The sequence below is a fragment of the Arenimonas terrae genome (assembly GCF_006265115.1).
Lineage (GTDB): Bacteria > Pseudomonadota > Gammaproteobacteria > Xanthomonadales > Xanthomonadaceae > Arenimonas > Arenimonas terrae.
In genome coordinates, this window is record NZ_SMDR01000003.1 from 273567 (window position 1) to 290521 (window position 16955).

18 protein-coding genes are annotated in these 16955 nt (G+C 70.2%); 1 reads left to right on the forward strand and 17 read right to left on the reverse strand.

Annotated elements, in window-relative coordinates:
- Positions 1-25 precede the first annotated feature (25 nt).
- The 6 genes from ntrC to E1B00_RS12985 form a co-directional block, all read right to left on the reverse strand.
- The gene (gene ntrC / locus E1B00_RS12960) at positions 26-1423 is read right to left on the reverse strand and encodes a nitrogen regulation protein NR(I) (RefSeq protein WP_139449442.1); all 1398 of its coding nucleotides are present in this window, start codon (positions 1421-1423) and stop codon (positions 26-28) included.
- A gap of 47 nt (positions 1424-1470) precedes the next feature.
- The gene (locus E1B00_RS12965; protein ID WP_176693252.1) at positions 1471-2256 is read right to left on the reverse strand and encodes a hypothetical protein; all 786 of its coding nucleotides are present in this window, start codon (positions 2254-2256) and stop codon (positions 1471-1473) included.
- Positions 2257-2425: 169 nt separating this feature from the next.
- Positions 2426-4474, reverse strand: coding sequence for a S9 family peptidase (locus E1B00_RS12970; protein ID WP_139449445.1), 2049 nt, complete (start codon positions 4472-4474; stop codon positions 2426-2428).
- Between the two features lie 12 nt (positions 4475-4486).
- Entirely contained in the window at positions 4487-6307 is a 1821-nt protein-coding gene (locus E1B00_RS12975) for a hypothetical protein (protein WP_139449447.1), read from the reverse strand.
- A gap of 18 nt (positions 6308-6325) precedes the next feature.
- On the reverse strand, positions 6326-7240 hold the full coding sequence (locus E1B00_RS12980) for an ABC transporter ATP-binding protein (protein ID WP_139449449.1): 915 nt from the start codon (positions 7238-7240) through the stop codon (positions 6326-6328).
- A gap of 67 nt (positions 7241-7307) precedes the next feature.
- Positions 7308-7718, reverse strand: a complete 411-nt coding sequence (locus E1B00_RS12985; RefSeq protein ID WP_176693253.1) for a GntR family transcriptional regulator — start codon at positions 7716-7718, stop codon at positions 7308-7310.
- Positions 7719-8060: 342 nt separating this feature from the next.
- On the opposite strand from E1B00_RS12985, the gene E1B00_RS12990 reads away from it, so the two are divergent.
- Positions 8061-9011, forward strand: a complete 951-nt coding sequence (locus tag E1B00_RS12990) for an alpha/beta fold hydrolase (RefSeq protein WP_139449450.1) — start codon at positions 8061-8063, stop codon at positions 9009-9011.
- A 10-nt stretch (positions 9012-9021) separates the two neighbouring features.
- Here the strand turns inward: E1B00_RS12990 and E1B00_RS12995 are convergent, their stop codons facing one another.
- The 11 genes from E1B00_RS12995 to E1B00_RS13045 form a co-directional block, all read right to left on the reverse strand.
- Complete coding sequence (locus E1B00_RS12995; RefSeq protein WP_139449452.1) at positions 9022-9345, reverse strand: hypothetical protein; 324 nt, start codon at positions 9343-9345, stop codon at positions 9022-9024.
- Positions 9338-9907 carry an RNA polymerase sigma factor gene (locus E1B00_RS13000; protein ID WP_139449454.1) on the reverse strand — a complete coding sequence of 190 codons (570 nt, stop codon included), beginning with the start codon at positions 9905-9907 and terminating at the stop codon, positions 9338-9340. Before E1B00_RS13000 ends, E1B00_RS12995 begins: the two co-directional genes overlap by 8 nt.
- Entirely contained in the window at positions 9900-10277 is a 378-nt protein-coding gene (locus tag E1B00_RS13005; RefSeq protein ID WP_139449456.1) for a DUF6249 domain-containing protein, read from the reverse strand. The genes E1B00_RS13000 and E1B00_RS13005 overlap by 8 nt, the downstream gene beginning before the upstream one ends.
- Positions 10278-10291: 14 nt before the next feature.
- Positions 10292-11779, reverse strand: coding sequence for a serine hydrolase domain-containing protein (locus tag E1B00_RS13010; protein ID WP_139449458.1), 1488 nt, complete (start codon positions 11777-11779; stop codon positions 10292-10294).
- Between the two features lie 107 nt (positions 11780-11886).
- Positions 11887-12339, reverse strand: a complete 453-nt coding sequence (locus tag E1B00_RS13015; RefSeq protein WP_139449460.1) for an SRPBCC family protein — start codon at positions 12337-12339, stop codon at positions 11887-11889.
- 18 nt (positions 12340-12357) lie between these two features.
- Complete coding sequence (locus E1B00_RS13020; RefSeq protein ID WP_139449461.1) at positions 12358-12681, reverse strand: ArsR/SmtB family transcription factor; 324 nt, start codon at positions 12679-12681, stop codon at positions 12358-12360.
- A 59-nt stretch (positions 12682-12740) separates the two neighbouring features.
- Entirely contained in the window at positions 12741-13565 is an 825-nt protein-coding gene (locus E1B00_RS13025; protein WP_139449463.1) for a hypothetical protein, read from the reverse strand.
- Positions 13566-13700: 135 nt separating this feature from the next.
- Positions 13701-14867, reverse strand: a complete 1167-nt coding sequence (locus tag E1B00_RS13030; protein WP_220396290.1) for an acyltransferase family protein — start codon at positions 14865-14867, stop codon at positions 13701-13703.
- Between the two features lie 16 nt (positions 14868-14883).
- Positions 14884-15561: an ABC transporter permease gene (locus tag E1B00_RS13035; RefSeq protein ID WP_139449467.1), complete on the reverse strand. Its 678-nt coding sequence runs from the start codon at positions 15559-15561 to the stop codon at positions 14884-14886.
- The gene (locus E1B00_RS13040) at positions 15558-16442 is read right to left on the reverse strand and encodes an ATP-binding cassette domain-containing protein (protein WP_139449469.1); all 885 of its coding nucleotides are present in this window, start codon (positions 16440-16442) and stop codon (positions 15558-15560) included. Before E1B00_RS13040 ends, E1B00_RS13035 begins: the two co-directional genes overlap by 4 nt.
- Entirely contained in the window at positions 16439-16870 is a 432-nt protein-coding gene (locus E1B00_RS13045; protein ID WP_220396291.1) for a GntR family transcriptional regulator, read from the reverse strand. Before E1B00_RS13045 ends, E1B00_RS13040 begins: the two co-directional genes overlap by 4 nt.
- Positions 16871-16955 lie beyond the last annotated feature (85 nt).

Genomic DNA, 16955 nt, shown 5'->3' on the forward strand with positions numbered 1-16955 from the left:
TGCCCCCGAAGATTTCCTGCGCCGCTCAGGATTTGTTCCGCCCCCGTACCGTGCCCAACTTCCGCGTCACGGTGTTGCGCCCCAGGCCCAGCTTCTCCGCGGCCAGCTGCCGGTGCCCCTCGGTGTGGTCCAAGGCGGTCTCCAGCAGAACCTGGTCAAACTTTTCGCGCAGGGTAGCGTGCAGGGTGGTGTCGCCGCGGGCCAGGGCCTCGCGCACGGCCTGGGCCAGGGGGCGGGTCCAGTCGCCGGGGTCGTTGGTGCCGCCGCCACGCAGCGCATTGCCCAGATCACGCGGGGTGATGGCTTCGCCGGGGGCCAGGGCGGCCAGGCGCCAGCACAGGTTCTCGAGTTCGCGCACGTTGCCGGGCCAGTCGTGCTGCTGCAGGCGCTTGAGGGATTCCGGGTGGAAGCGCTTCGCCGTTGCGCCGAGTTTTTTCGCGGCCTGGGCCAGGAAACGTGCGGCCAGGGCCGGCACGTCGCCCTTGCGGTCGCGCAGGGGCGGCAGCTGCAGGCGCACCACGTCGAGGCGGTGCAGCAGGTCGGCGCGGAAGCTGCCGTCGCGCACCCTGGCCTCCAGGTCCTGGTGGGTGGCGGCGATGACGCGCACGTCCACCTTGATCAGTTCGCGGCCGCCGACGCGGAAGAATTCGCCCTCGGCCAGCACGCGCAGCAGGCGGGTCTGCAGGGCGGCGGGCATGTCGCCGATCTCGTCGAGGAAAAGCGTGCCGCCGTCGGCCTGTTCGAAGCGGCCCACGTGGCGCTTGTTCGCGCCGGTGAAGGCGCCGGCCTCGTGGCCGAACAGTTCGCTTTCCAGCAGCTCGGCCGGGATGGCCGCGGTGTTGAGCGCGACAAAGGGTTTGCGCGCGCGCGGCGATTCGCGGTGCAGGGCGCGCGCCACCAGTTCCTTGCCGGTGCCGGTTTCGCCGGTGATCAGCACGCCCAGCGGCGCCTGCGCCAGGCGGCCGATGGCGCGGAAGAGTTCGCGCATGGCGGGGCTGTCGCCCAGCAGTTCGTTGCTGATTTCCGGGGCGGTGGCGGGCGGCGTGACGTCGCGCTGCGGCAGCGCGCGTTCGGCCAGGGCCACGGCCTCGTCCAGGTCGAAGGGCTTGGACAGGAATTCGTGCGCGCCGCCGCGGAAGGCGCCGGCGGTGCTGGCGACGTCGGTGTAGGCCGACATCACGATCACCGGCAGGTCGGGGCGTTTGGCCTTCAGCGCGTCGAGGAAGGCCAGGCCGTCCATTTCCGGCATGCGGACGTCGGTGAACACGAGGTCGGGGGCGGGTTCGTCGGCGAGGGCGGCCAGCGCTTGCTTCGCGCCTTCGAAGGCGGAGACGGCGTAACCGGCGTCGCGCAGGGCCTCCGCCAGCACGAAACGCACGGCGCGGTCGTCGTCGATGACCCAGAGACGGGAGGGGGTGGGCATGGGGGGAGTTTGCACCATTCCGGTGCAAATCGGGATGCCCGCGGGGGTCAGGGGTTCGGCGCCGTCCCTGGCTCGGGCGTCCCGTAGGCCACCTCCAGGGTGGCCACGAATTGCTCGAACCCGGGCCGCAGTTCCGCCTCCGCGAACGGCGGCGTGCCGGTGCGCTTGCGGGCGTCCAGCAGGCGCAGCCAGGCGACTTCGGCGTACACGTCCGACAGCATGCGCTGCTCCGCATTCAGGGTGCCGGCGAAAATGAGCTTCTTGCCCGCCGCGGTGAAATAGCCGCGCCGGAGCGCCAGGTGGTAATAGGCCGCGCCCGCCACCGGGTTGCGGTAGTGCTTGAGCGTGTAGTGGATGTCGCCCCAGGTCTCCAGCGCGAAGATGGAACCGCGCGCCGCCGCGTCCTCCAGCAGTTCGAACGGCCGGTTGCCGTAGCGTCCGGTGATCGCCATGTTGAAAGCCAGGATCACCTGCGCGCGCAGGTCGATCTTCGCCGCCTCCTCCAGTTCGTCCAGGCTGGCGCGGCGCAGGCGGTCGTAGGCGTCGGCATCGGGAAAACCATGGCGGTGCAGCCAGTCGGCGTCCGCCAGGCTGGTGGCGGCGCCGTTGGGGTCGGCCGGATCGAAGTCGTACCGGTCCCCGACCACCTGCAACAGGGTCGCGGCGCGTGCGCTGGACTTCGATGGCCGCGACGGTGTCGCCGATTGCGTGGCGGGCGGTGCGGCAGCTTCCGTCTTCGACACCTCGGCCGGCATTCCGGCGGGCGGCGCCTCAACCACCGTATCCGGCGTGCGACGGGCCCAGAACAGCACGGCGGCCAGCGCCACCGCCACGACCAACACCGCTGGCACCCGCCCCCTGGACTTCACTGGTTCACCTGCTCCCTATCGGCGCGATCTTCCTGCGGAATCCGATTCCGCCGGGTCGCCTGCCGGGCCGCGAGACTAACCGATCCGTCGTTGCCTGGGCACGGGAATCGCCGCCAGCCGCAGTCGGCGCCCGCTAGCGCTTCGGCAGGAACTCGACATCCTGGCCCACCAGGCGCAGTGACGGCCTCAGGTAGTCGCGCAGCCGGGGACTCGGCGCGTCCGGCGGGGCGCCGCCGAGATGGCGGTGCAGCATCGCTTCCATCAGGTAGACGTAGGCCTCGCGCGGCAAGGGTTCGTTCGGCGAATGCCCGCCATCGTCCTCGACGTACAGGCTGACGTCCTTGCCCAGCCCGCGCAGCACAGCGGCGTAGTGGATCACCGCGCGGATCGGTACCGTGCGGTCTTCGCCGCCGGCCAGCAACAACAGAGGTCTGCGCAAGCTGTCGGCGTTGGCCAGGGGCGACTGCGCGCGCAGGTGGGCGTAGCTCTCCGGATCGTCGACGTCGATTCCGAGCAGGCGCATCGCTGCCGCCAGCGAACGGTCCGGGCTCGCACCCTGGTTGCCGGATTCGTGCAGCCAGCGCATCGACCAGCCAAAGTCCGCCGGCGGCGCGCCGGCCACGCCCACCTTGAACAGCTCGGGCTGGAAGGTCACGCCCAGCAGCGCCGAATACCCGCCGAACGAATGGCCGGCGATGCCGACCCGCTGCGGATCGCCGATGCCCTGCGCCAGCAGCCAGCGCGTGCCTTCGACGATGTCCTGCTGCACGCGGCCGTTGCCGTAGTCGCCGTTCGGCGCCAGTGCGTAGTCGCGCCCGTGCCCGGTGGAGCCGCGGAAGTTGGACTCGAACACCGCGTAGCCACGATTGACCAGCAACTGGACGATGCCGTCGTAGTCGCCGGCCCGGAAATGATTGATCGGGCCGCCGTGCACGAAGGCGACCAGCGGCACGCGCGCGGGATCGGCGCCCGGCGGCAACAGCAGGAAGCCGCGCACCTGCATGCCGTCGGAGGCGCGGTAGGCGAACGGCAGCTTGCGCGCCAGCGCGGTCTCCGGCAGCGGCGGTGCGGCTTTCGCGTCCTGTTCGAGGATGCGTCGGATGCCCCCCGTGCGCGGATCGTACAGATGCCATCGGGCATCGCGCAGCGTGCTGGCGCGTTCGGACACCAGCCAGTACGCGTCGGGGCCAACACCGATGCCGATGCCGATGTCGCGGCCGGGGAAATGTCTGCCGATCGCCGCGACCGGCGCCTGCGCGGCGTCGAGTCCGTAGGTCGCCGCCACCGTGCTGCGATAGCTCACCACCGCCGGAAGCAAGGTCGCCGGATCCAGCACCACCTGGTCGAGGTCGGCCTCGCCCCGCGGATCGGCATGCACGGTATGCAGCACGCCATCACGATCCACCCGCAGCACGCGCCGGAAGTTGCCGCCGGTATCGCCGTCCAGGTAAAGGTCGCCCTGCGGCGTCGCGCCCAGCAGAACGGCCTGGTCGCGGATGATGTGCCAGCGCGCCAGTTCGTTCAGGCCGCCATCGGCATCGACGCGGTGGAGCGCATCGTGATCGTTCTCGAAGCGCAGCAGGGCGACCAGCCGCCCGTGCGCGTCCAGCGCCACGTCGTGCACGAAGCGGTCGTCGTCGCGCAGCAGCGTGCGCCGCCCCTGGGCGTCCCGGCGCACCACCGGCCAGCGCTCGCCGGTGGGCGTGCGCACACGTTCGCGCACGATCACCGCCGCCGGCTGGGACACATCGACCCGGATCACGGAACGCGAGTTGTCGAGCGCGAAACGCACGCCGCGCCCGCCCTCGATCGACAGGCTCTGCAGCGAGCGCTGCGCCCTGGCGAACAGCCAGCGGCCATCGCGCGACCACAGCAGTTCCTCGGCTTCGGTGCGCGCCAGCAGCTGGCGCGCGGCGCCGCCGGCGGTCGGCAGCAGCCACAGGCTGCGCTGTTCGCCCTGCTGGAGCAGGTAGGCGACATGGCGGCCGTCGGGCGACAGGCGCACCGATTGCAGCGTGCGCGAACTTTCGAAGGAATCGCGCGGATAGTGCGGCGCCGGCGCGCGCGCGCGTTCGATGGCGACCGCCGCATGCAGTTCCGCGGCCTCGTCGGCGCGGGCGGGGTTCGCCACCCACAGCGACAGGCTGAAGGCCAACACCACGAAGAGTTTCGGGAAGCCCATTCCGTTGCTCCCTCAGGCCGTGGCCGGCAGCGCACCCGGCGCGGCCACCGGCAGGGTGTCGCGACGCGGGTACATCAGCCACAGGCTGACCAGCGCCGGCAGGCCGACCAGGCCGCACAGCAGCACCCAGGCCCAGCGCGCGCGCGGCGAATGCGGCTGGCGCGCGCTCAGCCAGATCGCGCCCAGCAGCGACAACAGGCAGCCCACGGCGGCCAACGCCAGAATGGATCGCGACACCGGCTGCGGCTTCGCCTTCAGCGGATCGTCCGCCGCGAACAGGCTCTTCGCACCCCCGCAGATCGCACGCAGTACCGGCGACAGCCAGGTATTGCGGTCGGTGTACGCCGCCGGCAGGTCCTTGCGGATCGCGCGGCGCGCCACTTCCAGCGCCTGGCCCTGGCCGTCCACCCGCAGCACCACCTGGTAGGGATGCTGCAGTTCGCCGGTCCACGCGCCCCAGGTGTAGGTGAACGACACCAGGTAGCCATCCAGCAGCTCGATCAGGTCCACCCGGCCGAGGTGGCCGACGTGGCCCGGCATCGGCACCCGCATCAGCGGCTGCAGCAGGTCGAGGCCGCTCATCGCCTCGCGGCCGGGATAGAAATAGGCGGCGCGGTCGCTCATCACCACCATGTTGTCGCCGGCGGGTTCCGGCGGCACGGCCATCACCTCGCCCGCCGGCAGGCGGAAACGCTCGAACATCAGCTGCTGTTCGTCGTCGTACTGGTAGGCCGCCTGCGCATTGAACAGGTAGACCGCGCCGAACGGCATCGTCGGCGCCGGGAAGGCGGCCTGCTGCTCGCCCACGCCGAGTTCGCCGCGTGCGCGCCGGTCGCGCAGGCCGCGGGTGACAAAACGCGCACGGTCGTGGCTGTACACCATCCACAGGTTGTTCCGATCGTCGCCGAGCTCCAGCGGCGACGGGTTGGTCAGGCTGTTGCGCACGGGAAGCTCGCGCAGGGGATACAGGGTGTACACGTCGGACAGCGCGATCTGCTCACGCCAGAGAGCCGCTTCGGGATCGCGGTTGTTCTCGATGCCGAGCAGCAGGATGTCCCTGCCTTCGGCACGGTCCGATTCCACATACCCGCCCTTCGGCGGCTCGGGCGTATTGAGCGGGTGGCTGCCGCTCGCCGTCCAGGCCAGTTCGACGCCGAAGCCCAGCATCCACATCAGGAAGTAGGCGCCCAGCTGCACCGGCAGCGCGACCGCCAGCACCGCCGCGGCATTGCGCGGCGGCGCCGCGGGATCCGGCTTGAACGCGATCGCCAGCAACCCCGCGAGGACGGCGATGACGGCACATTGCACGCCGAGCATGCCGACCCCGGAGGCCTGCGCATGCAGGAACAGCATCGGCAGCAGGAACGCGGCGAAGGAATAGCGCCGGTCGGCGACCATCGCATAGGCACCGGCCAGGTAACCTGAAACCGCAATCAGCCAGGCCGCGATCGGCAGGCCCCAGTGGCGCAGGTCGACCACGCGCGCGGTCATCGTCTCCTGGGCGGCCGCGACCAGCACGATCGGAAGCGCGGTCGCGGCCAGCAGCAGCAATACGCCCGCGCCCGCCAGCGCGCCGGCGATGCGCAGCCGGTGCAGCGGCCGGTGCAGCAGGTTCAACCAGTGGTTGGGCTTGCGGTACGTGCCCATCTGGTACAGGCCCAGCAGCGCGCCGGCCACCGCATACACCGCGGCGAACACCTGGTAGACCAGCAGCGGTTGCTGGGCCATGTCGACCATGCGGGTCAGGAAGCCCAGCACGATGAGATTGGCGACGCCGGCGAGCAGCGCCCACAGCCGGAAGCGCAGCCATTCGCCCTTGAAGAGATCGGTCATTTTCGTGTCCTTGGCGCGTCAGGCGGCGGCCGGCGCAGCGTGGTTCTTGGCGAGGAAGGCGTTGACGGCACGGTCCAGGCTGACCGGCATCGACTGCACGTGGCGGGCACCGGCGTCGCGCAGGAAACGCTCGAAGCCGTCGTCCTGGTCCAGCACCAGGTAGTGGTGCAGGCCGTCGAGGCGCTGCACTTCGAGCAGGCCGGGCACGGTGTGGGGCGCGGGCCCCTTGAACGGCACGTCGGCCACCCAATGGCTGACCCGCGCGGTGAAGTCCTCCGGCGCCGACATGTTCTTCAGCTGGCCGCGTTCCAGGATGATCAGGTTGTCGGCGACGCGCTCGATCTCCTCCATCTGGTGCGAGCAATAGATCACCGTGCAGTCGTCGGCGGCGTTGCTGTACATCAGCGATTCGAGGAAGGCGCGTTTGGCGACCACGTCCAGGCCCAGCGTCGGCTCGTCGAGCACCAGCAGCTCCGGACCCTGGGCCAGCGCCAGCGCCAGGTTGAAGCCGGCGCGCTCGCCGCGCGACAGCTGGCCGACCTTCTGTTCGGGCAGCACGTGGTAGTGGCCGATGACGCCGTCGAACGCGTGCTGGTTCCAGTTCGCGTACTGGTGCTTCTGCATCGCCATCACCTGCGATACCCGCATCCAGTTCGGCAGCGTGTGTTCTTCGTTGACAAAACCTATCCGGCCGCGGTCCTGCGGGGTCAGCGCCTGGCTGTCCTTGCCGAGGATGCGCGCTTCGCCCGAGGTGGGCGGCAGGAAGCCCATCAGGATGCGGAACAGGGTGGACTTGCCGGCGCCGTTGGCGCCGACGATGGCGTGGATGCGCCCGCGCGGGATGCGCAGGTCGAGATTGTCCAGCGCCAGCTTGCGGCCGTAGCGCTTGCTCAGCGCGCGGGTTTCGATGACGTAGTCGGGGTCGTGGCTCATGGGGGTGGTTCCTTTGCGTGTCATCCCTGCGCGGGTTTGACGCGCGAATGCATGGAGACTTCAGGGTTCAGGCGGTCTTTCGGGGAACCAGCTGGCGAAATTCCTGCTGGACGCGCGCCTGCACCTCGTCGGGCGGGAAGCCCAGCGGGATCACGTCGTTGACGAAGCGGCCGATGGCGTCGTCCAGGCGGCGTTCGCGCTCGTCGTCGGACAGGCGCTGGCGCGGCACGGAGACATACAGGCCCATGCCCTGCCGCGATTCCAGCCAGCCTTCGGTGGTCAGCTCGGCGTAGGCCTTGGCCACCGTGTTCGGATTGATGGTGAGCTGCTGGGCCAGCCCGCGGACGCTGGGCAGCTGGTCGCCGGCTTTCAGGTCGCCGGTGGCGATCTTCATCCGCACCGCGTCGACGATCTGGCGGCCGATCGGGCGCGGGTCGCCGGTGGCGATCTGGATCATCAGGGGCTGGGGTCGGGCCATAACGCTGTCCTATCTGTACTAGTTGATATAGTACAGTACGAACAGCCCCCGCTCGTCAAGTCCACCGCGGCGAGCGGGGGCGTCAGCGACCGGAACCGGGGTTCGCGCGGTCCGGATCTCGCCCCGCCAGCCCTCGTCCAGCGACCAGGCGCAGCTGGCCCGCGTCACGGCAAAGCTCAGCAGGCCGATGCCCCAGAGGCAGGAGGCATGCGGCCAGCTTGCCTCGATGCGGTGCAAATCGCAGCCCGGTGGCCTGGCCCAGCGGGCTTGTCGAATCCGGCGCCGCTGGTTCGTCGTGTCAGTGAGCCCGGTTGTCGGGCTCGCCCTTCCAGGAGATCCGCCATGCACCTGCCGCTATCCGCCCTTCGCTGTTTCGCCGCCCTGGCCCTGCTGCTGGCCAGCCTGTCGCCCGCCGCCGCCGATGCCGCGCAGCCCACCGCGCCCGCTTCGGTGCCTGCGCCGGTGCGCAACGGCTACGTGCCGGTGAACGGGGTGCGCTACTACTACGAGCTGCACGGCCGCGGCGAGCCGCTGCTGCTGCTGCACGGCGGGCTGGGCACGCTGGACATGTTCGGACCGGTGCTGCCGATGCTGGCGCGCTCGCGCACGGTGATCGCCGTGGACCTGCACGGGCACGGCCGCACCGCGCTGGGCGACCGGCCGATCGACTTCACCGCGATGGCCAACGACCTGGCCACGCTGGTCGCGGAACTCGGCCACCCGCAGGTGGACGTGATGGGCTATTCGATGGGCGGCAGCGTGGCCCTGCGCCTGGCCATCCAGCACCCGGCGCGGGTGCGCCGCCTGGTGGTGGCTTCGGCCGGCTTCGCCCGGGACGGCTTCTACCCCGAGATGCTGCCGCTGCAGGCGCAGGTAAGCGCCGCGATGGCCAAGGACATGGTGGACACGCCGATGTTCCAGGTCTACCGCGAACGCGCGCCGCGGCCGCAGGACTTCCCGAAGCTGCTCGACCAGATGGGCGCGTGGATGCGCCAGCCCTACGACTGGTCGGACGAGGTCCGCACGCTGCGCATGCCGGTGATGCTGGTCTACGGCGACAGCGACATGCTGCGCCTCGAGCACATCGTGCAGTTCTACCAGCTGCTGGGCGGCGGCCTGCGCGACGCCGGCTGGGGGCGCGAGCACATGTCGGGCAACCGCCTGGCCATCATCCCGAACCTGACGCACTACGAAGCCTTCTCGTCGCCCGCGCTGGCCGAGACGGTGATCCCCTTCCTGGACGCGCAGGCGGCGCCGGCAACCTGGGCCGAACAGGTGTCCCCGGCGCGCTGATCCGCGCCGGTCAGCCTTCGTCCAGCGACCAGGCGCAGCTGGCCAGCGTCACGGCAAGCATCAGCAAGCCGATGCCCGCGGTCGCGGCGCCCAGGTTGCCCTGCAGCCACTCCTGCGCGGCCTGTTGCCAAACCGGCGAAGGCATCAACGCCAGCCAGGCCAACAGCGTGCCGACGACCGCGGCCACCGGCAGCAACCACGGCAGCGGTTGCCGGCGCGGGGGCAGCGCCCGCATCACGCGCGTCGAGAAGCCGTCATCCGCGACGGCGCCGGGGAACCGGCGGCGCAGCAGGGCGTCGAGTTTCGGGTCAGTCGTATCGTCGAGGTCAGTCATGGCTGGTCTCCGGTGCCCAGTCCTGCAGCAGTTGGCGCAGCTTCGCCTTGCCGCGCGCGACGTGCGTTTTCACGCTGCCCAACGGCATGTCCAGCACCACGGCCGCCTCTTCGTGGGTGAATTCGAGCTGCACGCAGTACAGCAGGGCCGCGCGCTGGTTGATGGAAAGGCGGCGCAGTGCGGCTTCGAGGTCGAGGCCCCATTCGGGGCCGGGTCTGTCGTCGCCCGGCGCGTCGTCGTTGTCCAGGGCCTGCCCGTTCGGCAGGCGCCCGCCGCGGCCGCGCAGATGCTGCAGGAAACACGAATACGCGATGCGGTACAGCCAGGTGCCGAAGCGCGATTCGCCGCGGAACTGGTCCAGCTTGCGCCAGGCCAACAAGAAAACTTCCTGCGCCAGGTCGTCGGCCAGCGCGGGGTCGTCGCCCAGCAGCCGCCGAAGCTGCACGCGCACCAGCCCCTGGTGCCGTCGCACCAGTTGTTCGAAGGCTTGGGCGCCGTCCGGTTGCGCGGCCCTGAGGACCAGGGCCGCATCGATGCGCGCCTGCGCATCGCTGTCAGCCATGCGCGCTTCCGCGATGGGACAGATGCCAGTTGCACAGGTAACCCAGGCCCAGCATCACCGGCAGGATGCCCAGGCCCCAGAGCTGCGCCACGGGGTGGCCGCGCGGGAATTCGATCGGCAGCGCGACCAGCATCAGGGCCAGTCCGACGCCGCCGGCCAGCAGCACCAGGGCGCGGCGGCGGTCGTTGTCCTGCGGCGCCGGTTCGCCGGGCAGGGTGGCCGGCAGGGCGGCGCCCGCTTCGGCCAGCTGCAGCAGGAAGCGGTAGCGCATCTCGGCGCGGGCGCGGCGGTAGCGCAGCACCAGGGCGGTGATCAGCACCGGCGGCAGCATGATCGCGAACGGGATGATGAGGACGGGAAGGATTTCCATGGGGTCGGCTCCGGTCACGGGTCTTCGCTCTCGAAAAGGGATGCTTCCACCTGGGCCTGCAGCCATTCGCGCAGGCCTTCCGCGCCGCGGTCCTGGTTGGCCAGCACGATCATCACCAGGCCGTCGTCGGGGTAGTGAATGAACTCGGCCGAGATGCCCGGCGCGCCGCCGTTGTGCCCCACCCAGCGCCGCTCCGGCGACCCGCCGATGCTGGAAAGATAGCCGTAAGCCATCGGCCCGGTCTGCTGGTGCGGCGTCCACAGCACCTCGAGCTGTTCGCGCGTCAGCAGGCGCCCGCTGGCGAGGGCCCGCGAGAAGGCGAACAGGTCGCGCGCGGAGGCGTAGCCGCCGCCGGCCGCGGAGCCGCGCAGGCTCAGCACGTCGGCGTTGTCCTGCCAGGCGCCCGCGTCGTCCTTGAGGTAACCGATCGCAAATCCGGCGGCGCGGTCGTCGCTGCGGTAGTGGTCGGCGTGGGTCATGCCCGCCGGCCGGTACAGATGGTCGCGGATGTACTGGTAATAATCGCGGCCGCTGATCGCCTCGATGATCAGGCCCAGGATGACCGGGCCGCCGTTGCTGTATTCCAGGCCCTCGCCGGGTTTGAAGCGCAGCGGTTCCGCAACGAACAGGTCCAGGAATTCCTGCTGGCTGTCGAGCGCGTGCCGGCGCGCGTCGTGCGCAGGGTTGAAGTAGTCGCCGACACCGGCCGTGTGGGTCAGCAGCTGGTGGATGGTCACGTGGTCGCGGATCGTCGGATTGGGGAAGTCCGGCAGGTGTTCGCCCACCGTGTCCTGCCAGTCCAGCTTGCCGGCCGCCTGCAGCTGGGCGATGGCGATGCCGGTGAACATCTTGTTGATCGAGCCGAGGTTGATCGGCGTGTCGAGCGTGTTGGCACGACCGGATTGCCGATCCGCGAGACCGACGGCGTCGGCGTAGATCAATTCGTCGCCGCGCGCCACCAGCACGGCGCCGGAGAAACGGCCGGCTTCGAATTCGGCCTTGACGCGTTCGGCGATGGCCGCGGGCAGCTGCGCCGGTTTCACCGCGGCCACTTCCGGCGGCAGGGGGCGCAGGCCGAAACGGTCTATCCGCGGCGCGTCGCCCGCGGTCACGGCCAGGGTCAGCGAAAGGCGGCGGCCGGTCGGCAGCGTGTACTGCAGTTCGCCGGTGGGGCCTTGTTCTCCCTGGATCACGGCGGGTTTGGGCAAGGACGCCAGCTCGGGGGCCAGGGCTTCGGCGAGCATGGCCAAGGTGTCCAGCAGGTCCGCATCGCTGTTGCGTTCGCGCAGGCCCGGGCTGAAGTGGCGCTCGAGCAGGGCCGGGCGCTGGTCCGCGGGGGCGGACACGGTCTGCCAGAAGTGCGTGGCCTGTTCTTCCAGCACGCTGTTCGACACGGCGGCGGGGGCGGCGGGCGGTTCGGCGGCCGCGGCGGGTGGGCTGCACAAGGCGGCTGCCAGGGCGAGCGCCCACAGGGCGCGTCCCGCGGCATGGATGGCAATCATTTCCCAGCTCCTGGGTGCGCCGAAGGATTTCAGCGCTTCGGGGGCTTGGATGCGGGGGGGTGGCGGTTTGGATTCAGTGGCGTGCGGGTGCGGGCCCCGGCGGCCGGTCAGACCGGCCGGTCCGTGGTCAGCGCGTCGTCCAGCGCGCCGAGGATCTTCGACCAGGCCGCACGGGTACGGTCCACGTAGTCCGCCCATTCCGGCTTCATCTCGGTGGTGAGCGTGAGCTGGCAGCCGCCATCGGCGGGCTGGATCTCGACGGTGACCAGGTCGACGTCCGGCGACTCGGCGGGAATGCCGAAGGTGAACACGAGCCGGCGGGGCCGATCGATCTCCAGGTAACGGCCACGGTGTTCGACGTCTCCGTCGGCGCGGCGGTCGGTCATCACGAACTCGCCTCCCACCCGGGCATCGATGTCACAGCGCACCAGGTCGCCGGTGTCGGTGCTGAACATGAAGCGGCTGGCCGTCTCCACGTCCAGCCAGGCGTCGAAGACGCGCTCCGCTGGGTGCCGGAAGTGGTGGGTCACCCGGACGATGATGTTGTTCGCGTCGTTCATCGTGTGTTTCCTCCTGCCTCAGGGGTTGTCGTCCAGCACCTTGGCCAGCCGGTCCAGCCGCTGGCTCCACAGCGATTGCCGCGACCGCATCCAGTCGGTGATTTCCCTGAGGCGGCGTGGATCGATGCTCAGGAAATGGTCCCGCCCCACCTGGCGGCGGCGCACCAGGCCGGCCCGCTCGAGGATCCGTATGTGTTTGGAAACCGAGTTCAGGGATATCGGCAGGGGCTGGGCCAGGTCGGTGACCCGCGCCTGCCCGCGCGACAGGCGATCGAGGATGGCCCGCCGGGTCGGATCGGCCAGGGCGATCAGGGTGTCGTCGAGCCGGTCGCTGTTCAACATTCACCCATAGTGGTGAATGATTCTGCGGGCGTCAAGGCCGGGCGATGCGGGCGCGGCCTCTACTGAGGGTACTGCACGAAGCAGGCGTCGAACTTTTCCTTCACCGTCAGCGTGGCGGTGAGGGCACCGAGGTGCTGGGCCGCTTCCTTCGAGCTGGCGCCGTTGCCATAGGCGGCGGCCGCCTCCGCTTCGGCCTCTTCTTCCGCTTCCGTCGCGGCCTGAAGGGTCTCGAGCATCTGGTCGCGGGTCATCGCGGTCAGCGGGATCGCGGCCAGGGCGATGCGCAGGTCGTTGGTGAGGCGGCGCAGGCTTTCGGCGACCAGGCGCGGCACCTCGGCGGTGGCCACCTGGGCCTGCACGTGCAGCGCGCTGGCCTTCGTGGTGTCGGTAGCGACCAGGGTACTCGCGGCTTCGAACATCGCCTGGCCGCGGAACCCGACCTCGGTGCCGGACACGCTCATCTCGGCCAGGGCCAGCTCGAGACAGGCGGCGCGCGCCTCGGCCTTGCGGAACACCACTTCCTGGTCGCCCAGCTTGTAGCGCCCCGCGAACAGAGTGCCCAGGGTCGCGGCGCCGCCGCCGGTGTTCTTCAGGCCGGCCTTGTCCAGCGACAGCCCGAGCACGCCCAGCAGGGTGCCGTAGAAGGTGACTTCGGACGCGGCGATGTCGGCGATGCGGCGGTCGTGCGCGGCGTCCGACAGCAGCTGGCGCGTGCCCTGCACCAGTTTGCGGGCTTCGACGGCGTCGGCGCCGATGAAAGGATCGGGCTCGGCCTTCTTGATGATTTCGGCAGCGGTCCAGCGTGGTGCAACCGGGTACATCGTCGCGCAGCCGGTGCCGGTCACGAGCAGCGCGAACATGGACATTCGCAGTACGGAGTTCATGGGCGTCCCCCTGTGGACGTGGTTGGGCCGGTCCCGGCGCATGGCGCGCCGGTCGCGGGTCCACAGGTCAACGCAGGCGTCCGGCCCGACAGGCCAGGACGCGGAGCGGCGGCGCCCGGGACCGCCCCGCGTGGCTCAGCCCACGAACCGCCGCAGCCGCGTATGCCGCACCAGCAGCTGGTAGCTGAGCAGGCAGCCGGCCAGGGTCACGGCGGAAGCCACGGCAAACTTGATGGGCCAGTGCCATTCCAGGTCCATCAGCACGTATTGCACCGCGAACAGCAGCGGCAGGTGCAGCAGGTAGGTCCAGTACGAACCCTGCGCGAAATAGCGCAGCACCGGATTGGGACGATCGAGCCAGCGCCGGCCGGCGAGCAGGCACAGCACGGTGCCCCAGACCGCGAGGCAGGCTTCCAGCGCGGCGACACCCCAACTGGCGACCGGCGGAACCAGCGGATTGGCCACCGCCGGCAGTTCGGCCGACAGGCGCCACAGGAAGGCGGCGTACAGCACGATGCAGGCGGGCAGCATCCAGGGCACGTGCCGGCGCAGGCGGTCGAGCCAGTCCGGGTGGCCGTGCAACTGCGTGCCCAGCGCGAAGAAGGCGCCGTAGAACACGACGGCCCAGAACTGCGGCAGGAAACTTTCCGGCGCCGGATGCGGCGCGCTGACGGCGGCCAGCGCGGGCCAGACCAGCAGGGGCAGGCCCAGCAGCACGGCGGCCGGCCGCGCCATCAGCCACGCGCCCACCCGCCCCAGGTCGAAGGTGCGCAGCACCCAGTGCAGCACGCCGAACAGCAGCAGGTAGTACAGGAACCACAGGTGCATCGTGGTCGGCGGCGGCCCCTGCGGCGGGTCGGGCATCTGCATCCAGTCGCGCACCATCGCCAGCAGGGCCGACGGATGCTGCACGTTCGACGCCGCCCAGACGATGCCCGCCGACAGCGAGACCCACACCAGCGGCCAGGCCACCAGGAAGGGCACGAGGATGCGCCGCAGGCGCTGCCGCGCCAGCGCCGCGCCGCCGCGCTGCTGCAGCAGCCAGGCCGCGAAGAAACCCGCCACCAGGAAGAACAGCGGCATGCGCACCAGGTGCAGGCCCCAGGCGACGCCGTCCACCCACACGCTGTTCTGCCGGTCGGCGGTCGGGAAGAAGCCGCTCATCAGCGGGCTGTAGGCCAGCGCCGCGTGGAAGAACACGCCGGCCAGCATGGCCAGCGCGCGCAGGTGGTCGAGGTAGTGCAGGCGTCCGGATTCCGCGACTTCAGTCACGGAGGCCGTCGCCAGGCCGGTGGTCGTCACGGTCGTATCCATCGGCTCAGTAGAACGCCGGCTTGCGGGCGTGGCGCCAGGTGGTGATGCCGATCACCGCCACGGCCAGCAGGGCCAGCGTGGTCATGATGGCCACGGTCGGCGTGGTCCACACGATCGCATCCTTGCCGGTGTAGGTGCGGATCGCGTCCAGCTGCCCCAGGCCCATGATGTAGGGATTGATCAGCACCATCGGGCCGATCATCGCGAACGTGGCCCAGCCTTCGGACTCCACCGACATCGCCACCGACAGCGAAATGGAATAGGCGAACAGCAGCCAGGCGAAGATCAGCAGGGTGTACACGAACAGCCCGTCCGGCAGCGGCGTGAACAGCACCAGCGCCAACGTACCGCCCAGCATCAGCACGAAGGGCACGCCGAAGGTCAGCAGGTTGCCGACCAGCTTGGACACGGTGAAGTCCAGCGGCGACACCGGCAGGCTCATCACGAAGGCGAGCGTGTGTTCCTTGCGCTCGACCACCAGCGAGGTCGAGATGGAGAAACACGCCGCCGAGATCAGCACGATCAGCAGCGTCAGCGAGCCGACGTAGAAGGCCCAGGGTTTGCCGACCCCGAGGAAACACAGGGCGACGATGCCGGCCAGCACGTAGAAGGCCAGCTGCTTCTGGAACAGCTGCCAGTCCTTGGCGACCAGCAGTCGGACGACGGAGGTATTGAGGCTCATGCCACGGCTCCCGAACGCACGGCGGTGATGAAGATGTCTTCCAGGGCCATCGGATCGGTTCGCTGCACCTGCAGTCCCGACGCCGCCAGGCGCGCGGGCAGGTCGTCGTTCCAGGTCCGCGCCTTGATCTCGACCAGGCTGCCGTTGGCGCGCGCGCTGGCGATTTCCGGCCAGGTCTCGAGGCCCGGCGGCAGCACGCCCTGGCAGACCACGCGGCGCCAGCTCTCGATGAACTCGAGCTTGTCGGCCGAGGCCACCAGCCGGCCCTTGTGCAGGAAGGTGATGGTGTCGGCCAGCTGCTCGACGTCGTGCGTGTTGTGCGAGGAGAACAGCACGCTGCGGCTTTCGTCGCGCAGCACGTCGGCCAGCGCTTCGAGCACTTCGACGCGCGCGACCGGGTCGAGGCCCGTGGTGGGTTCGTCCAGCAGCAGCAGGCGCGGGCGGCGCGCCAGGCACAGCAGCAGCAGGGCCTTGACCCGCTGGCCGTGCGAGAAGCCGCCCAGCGTCTGCTCCGTACGCAGCTCGAAGCGCTTGATCAGCTCGGCGGCGTAAGCCTCGTCCCAGCCGGGGTAGATCGCGCGCACCAGGTCCATGTGCCAGCGCAGCGTCTGGCCGCGGTACAGGCGCATCTCCTCGGACGCGAAGCCGATGTCGCGCTTGGCGGCGACCTGGTGTTCGGGCAGGCGGTGGCCGAGCACGGTCACTTCGCCGGCGTCGGTCGCGGCCAGGCCGGTGAGCAGGCGCAGCAGGGTGGTCTTGCCGGCGCCGTTGACGCCGACCAGGCCCATCACCTGGCCTTCCGGCAGGTCGAGCGTGATGTCCTGCAGGGCGAAGTGCGGGTAGCGCTTGGCGATGCCGGACAGGGAAAAGGCGAGGCTCATGGCGTGTTTCCTTGCGGGGCGGACGGGCCGGCGGGGCCGGCGGTATCGGGAGTCGTGGGGTCGGCGGCCTGGTCGAGCAGGAAGTGCAGGTCGCTGCGGGGCAGGCCCAGGCGGGCGGCGATGGCCAGCAGGGCGGCGAGCTGGCGCTGCAGCTCTTCGTGCATCAGCACGGTGGGCAGGTCGGCCCGTTCGGCCACCACCGAGCCCTTGCCCTGACGGGTGGCGATGACGCCGGCGCGCTCGAGGTCCTCGTAGGCGCGCCGGACCGTGATCACGCTGACCCGGCTGGCCGCGGCCAGCTCGCGGATCGACGGCAGCGGCTGGCCGGCCGCCCAGTCGCCGGCCATCACCTTGGCGGTGACCTGGTCGACGATCTGCTGGTACATCGGCCGCGGATCGCTGGCGGAGAGGAAGAGTTCGGGGTTCACGGGGTCACTGTGCTTCTGTGCTAGGCACAGTATGCACAGTGACCCGGGAGCCGGCAAGCCCCGGTGGGGGCGTGCAGGCAGCGAT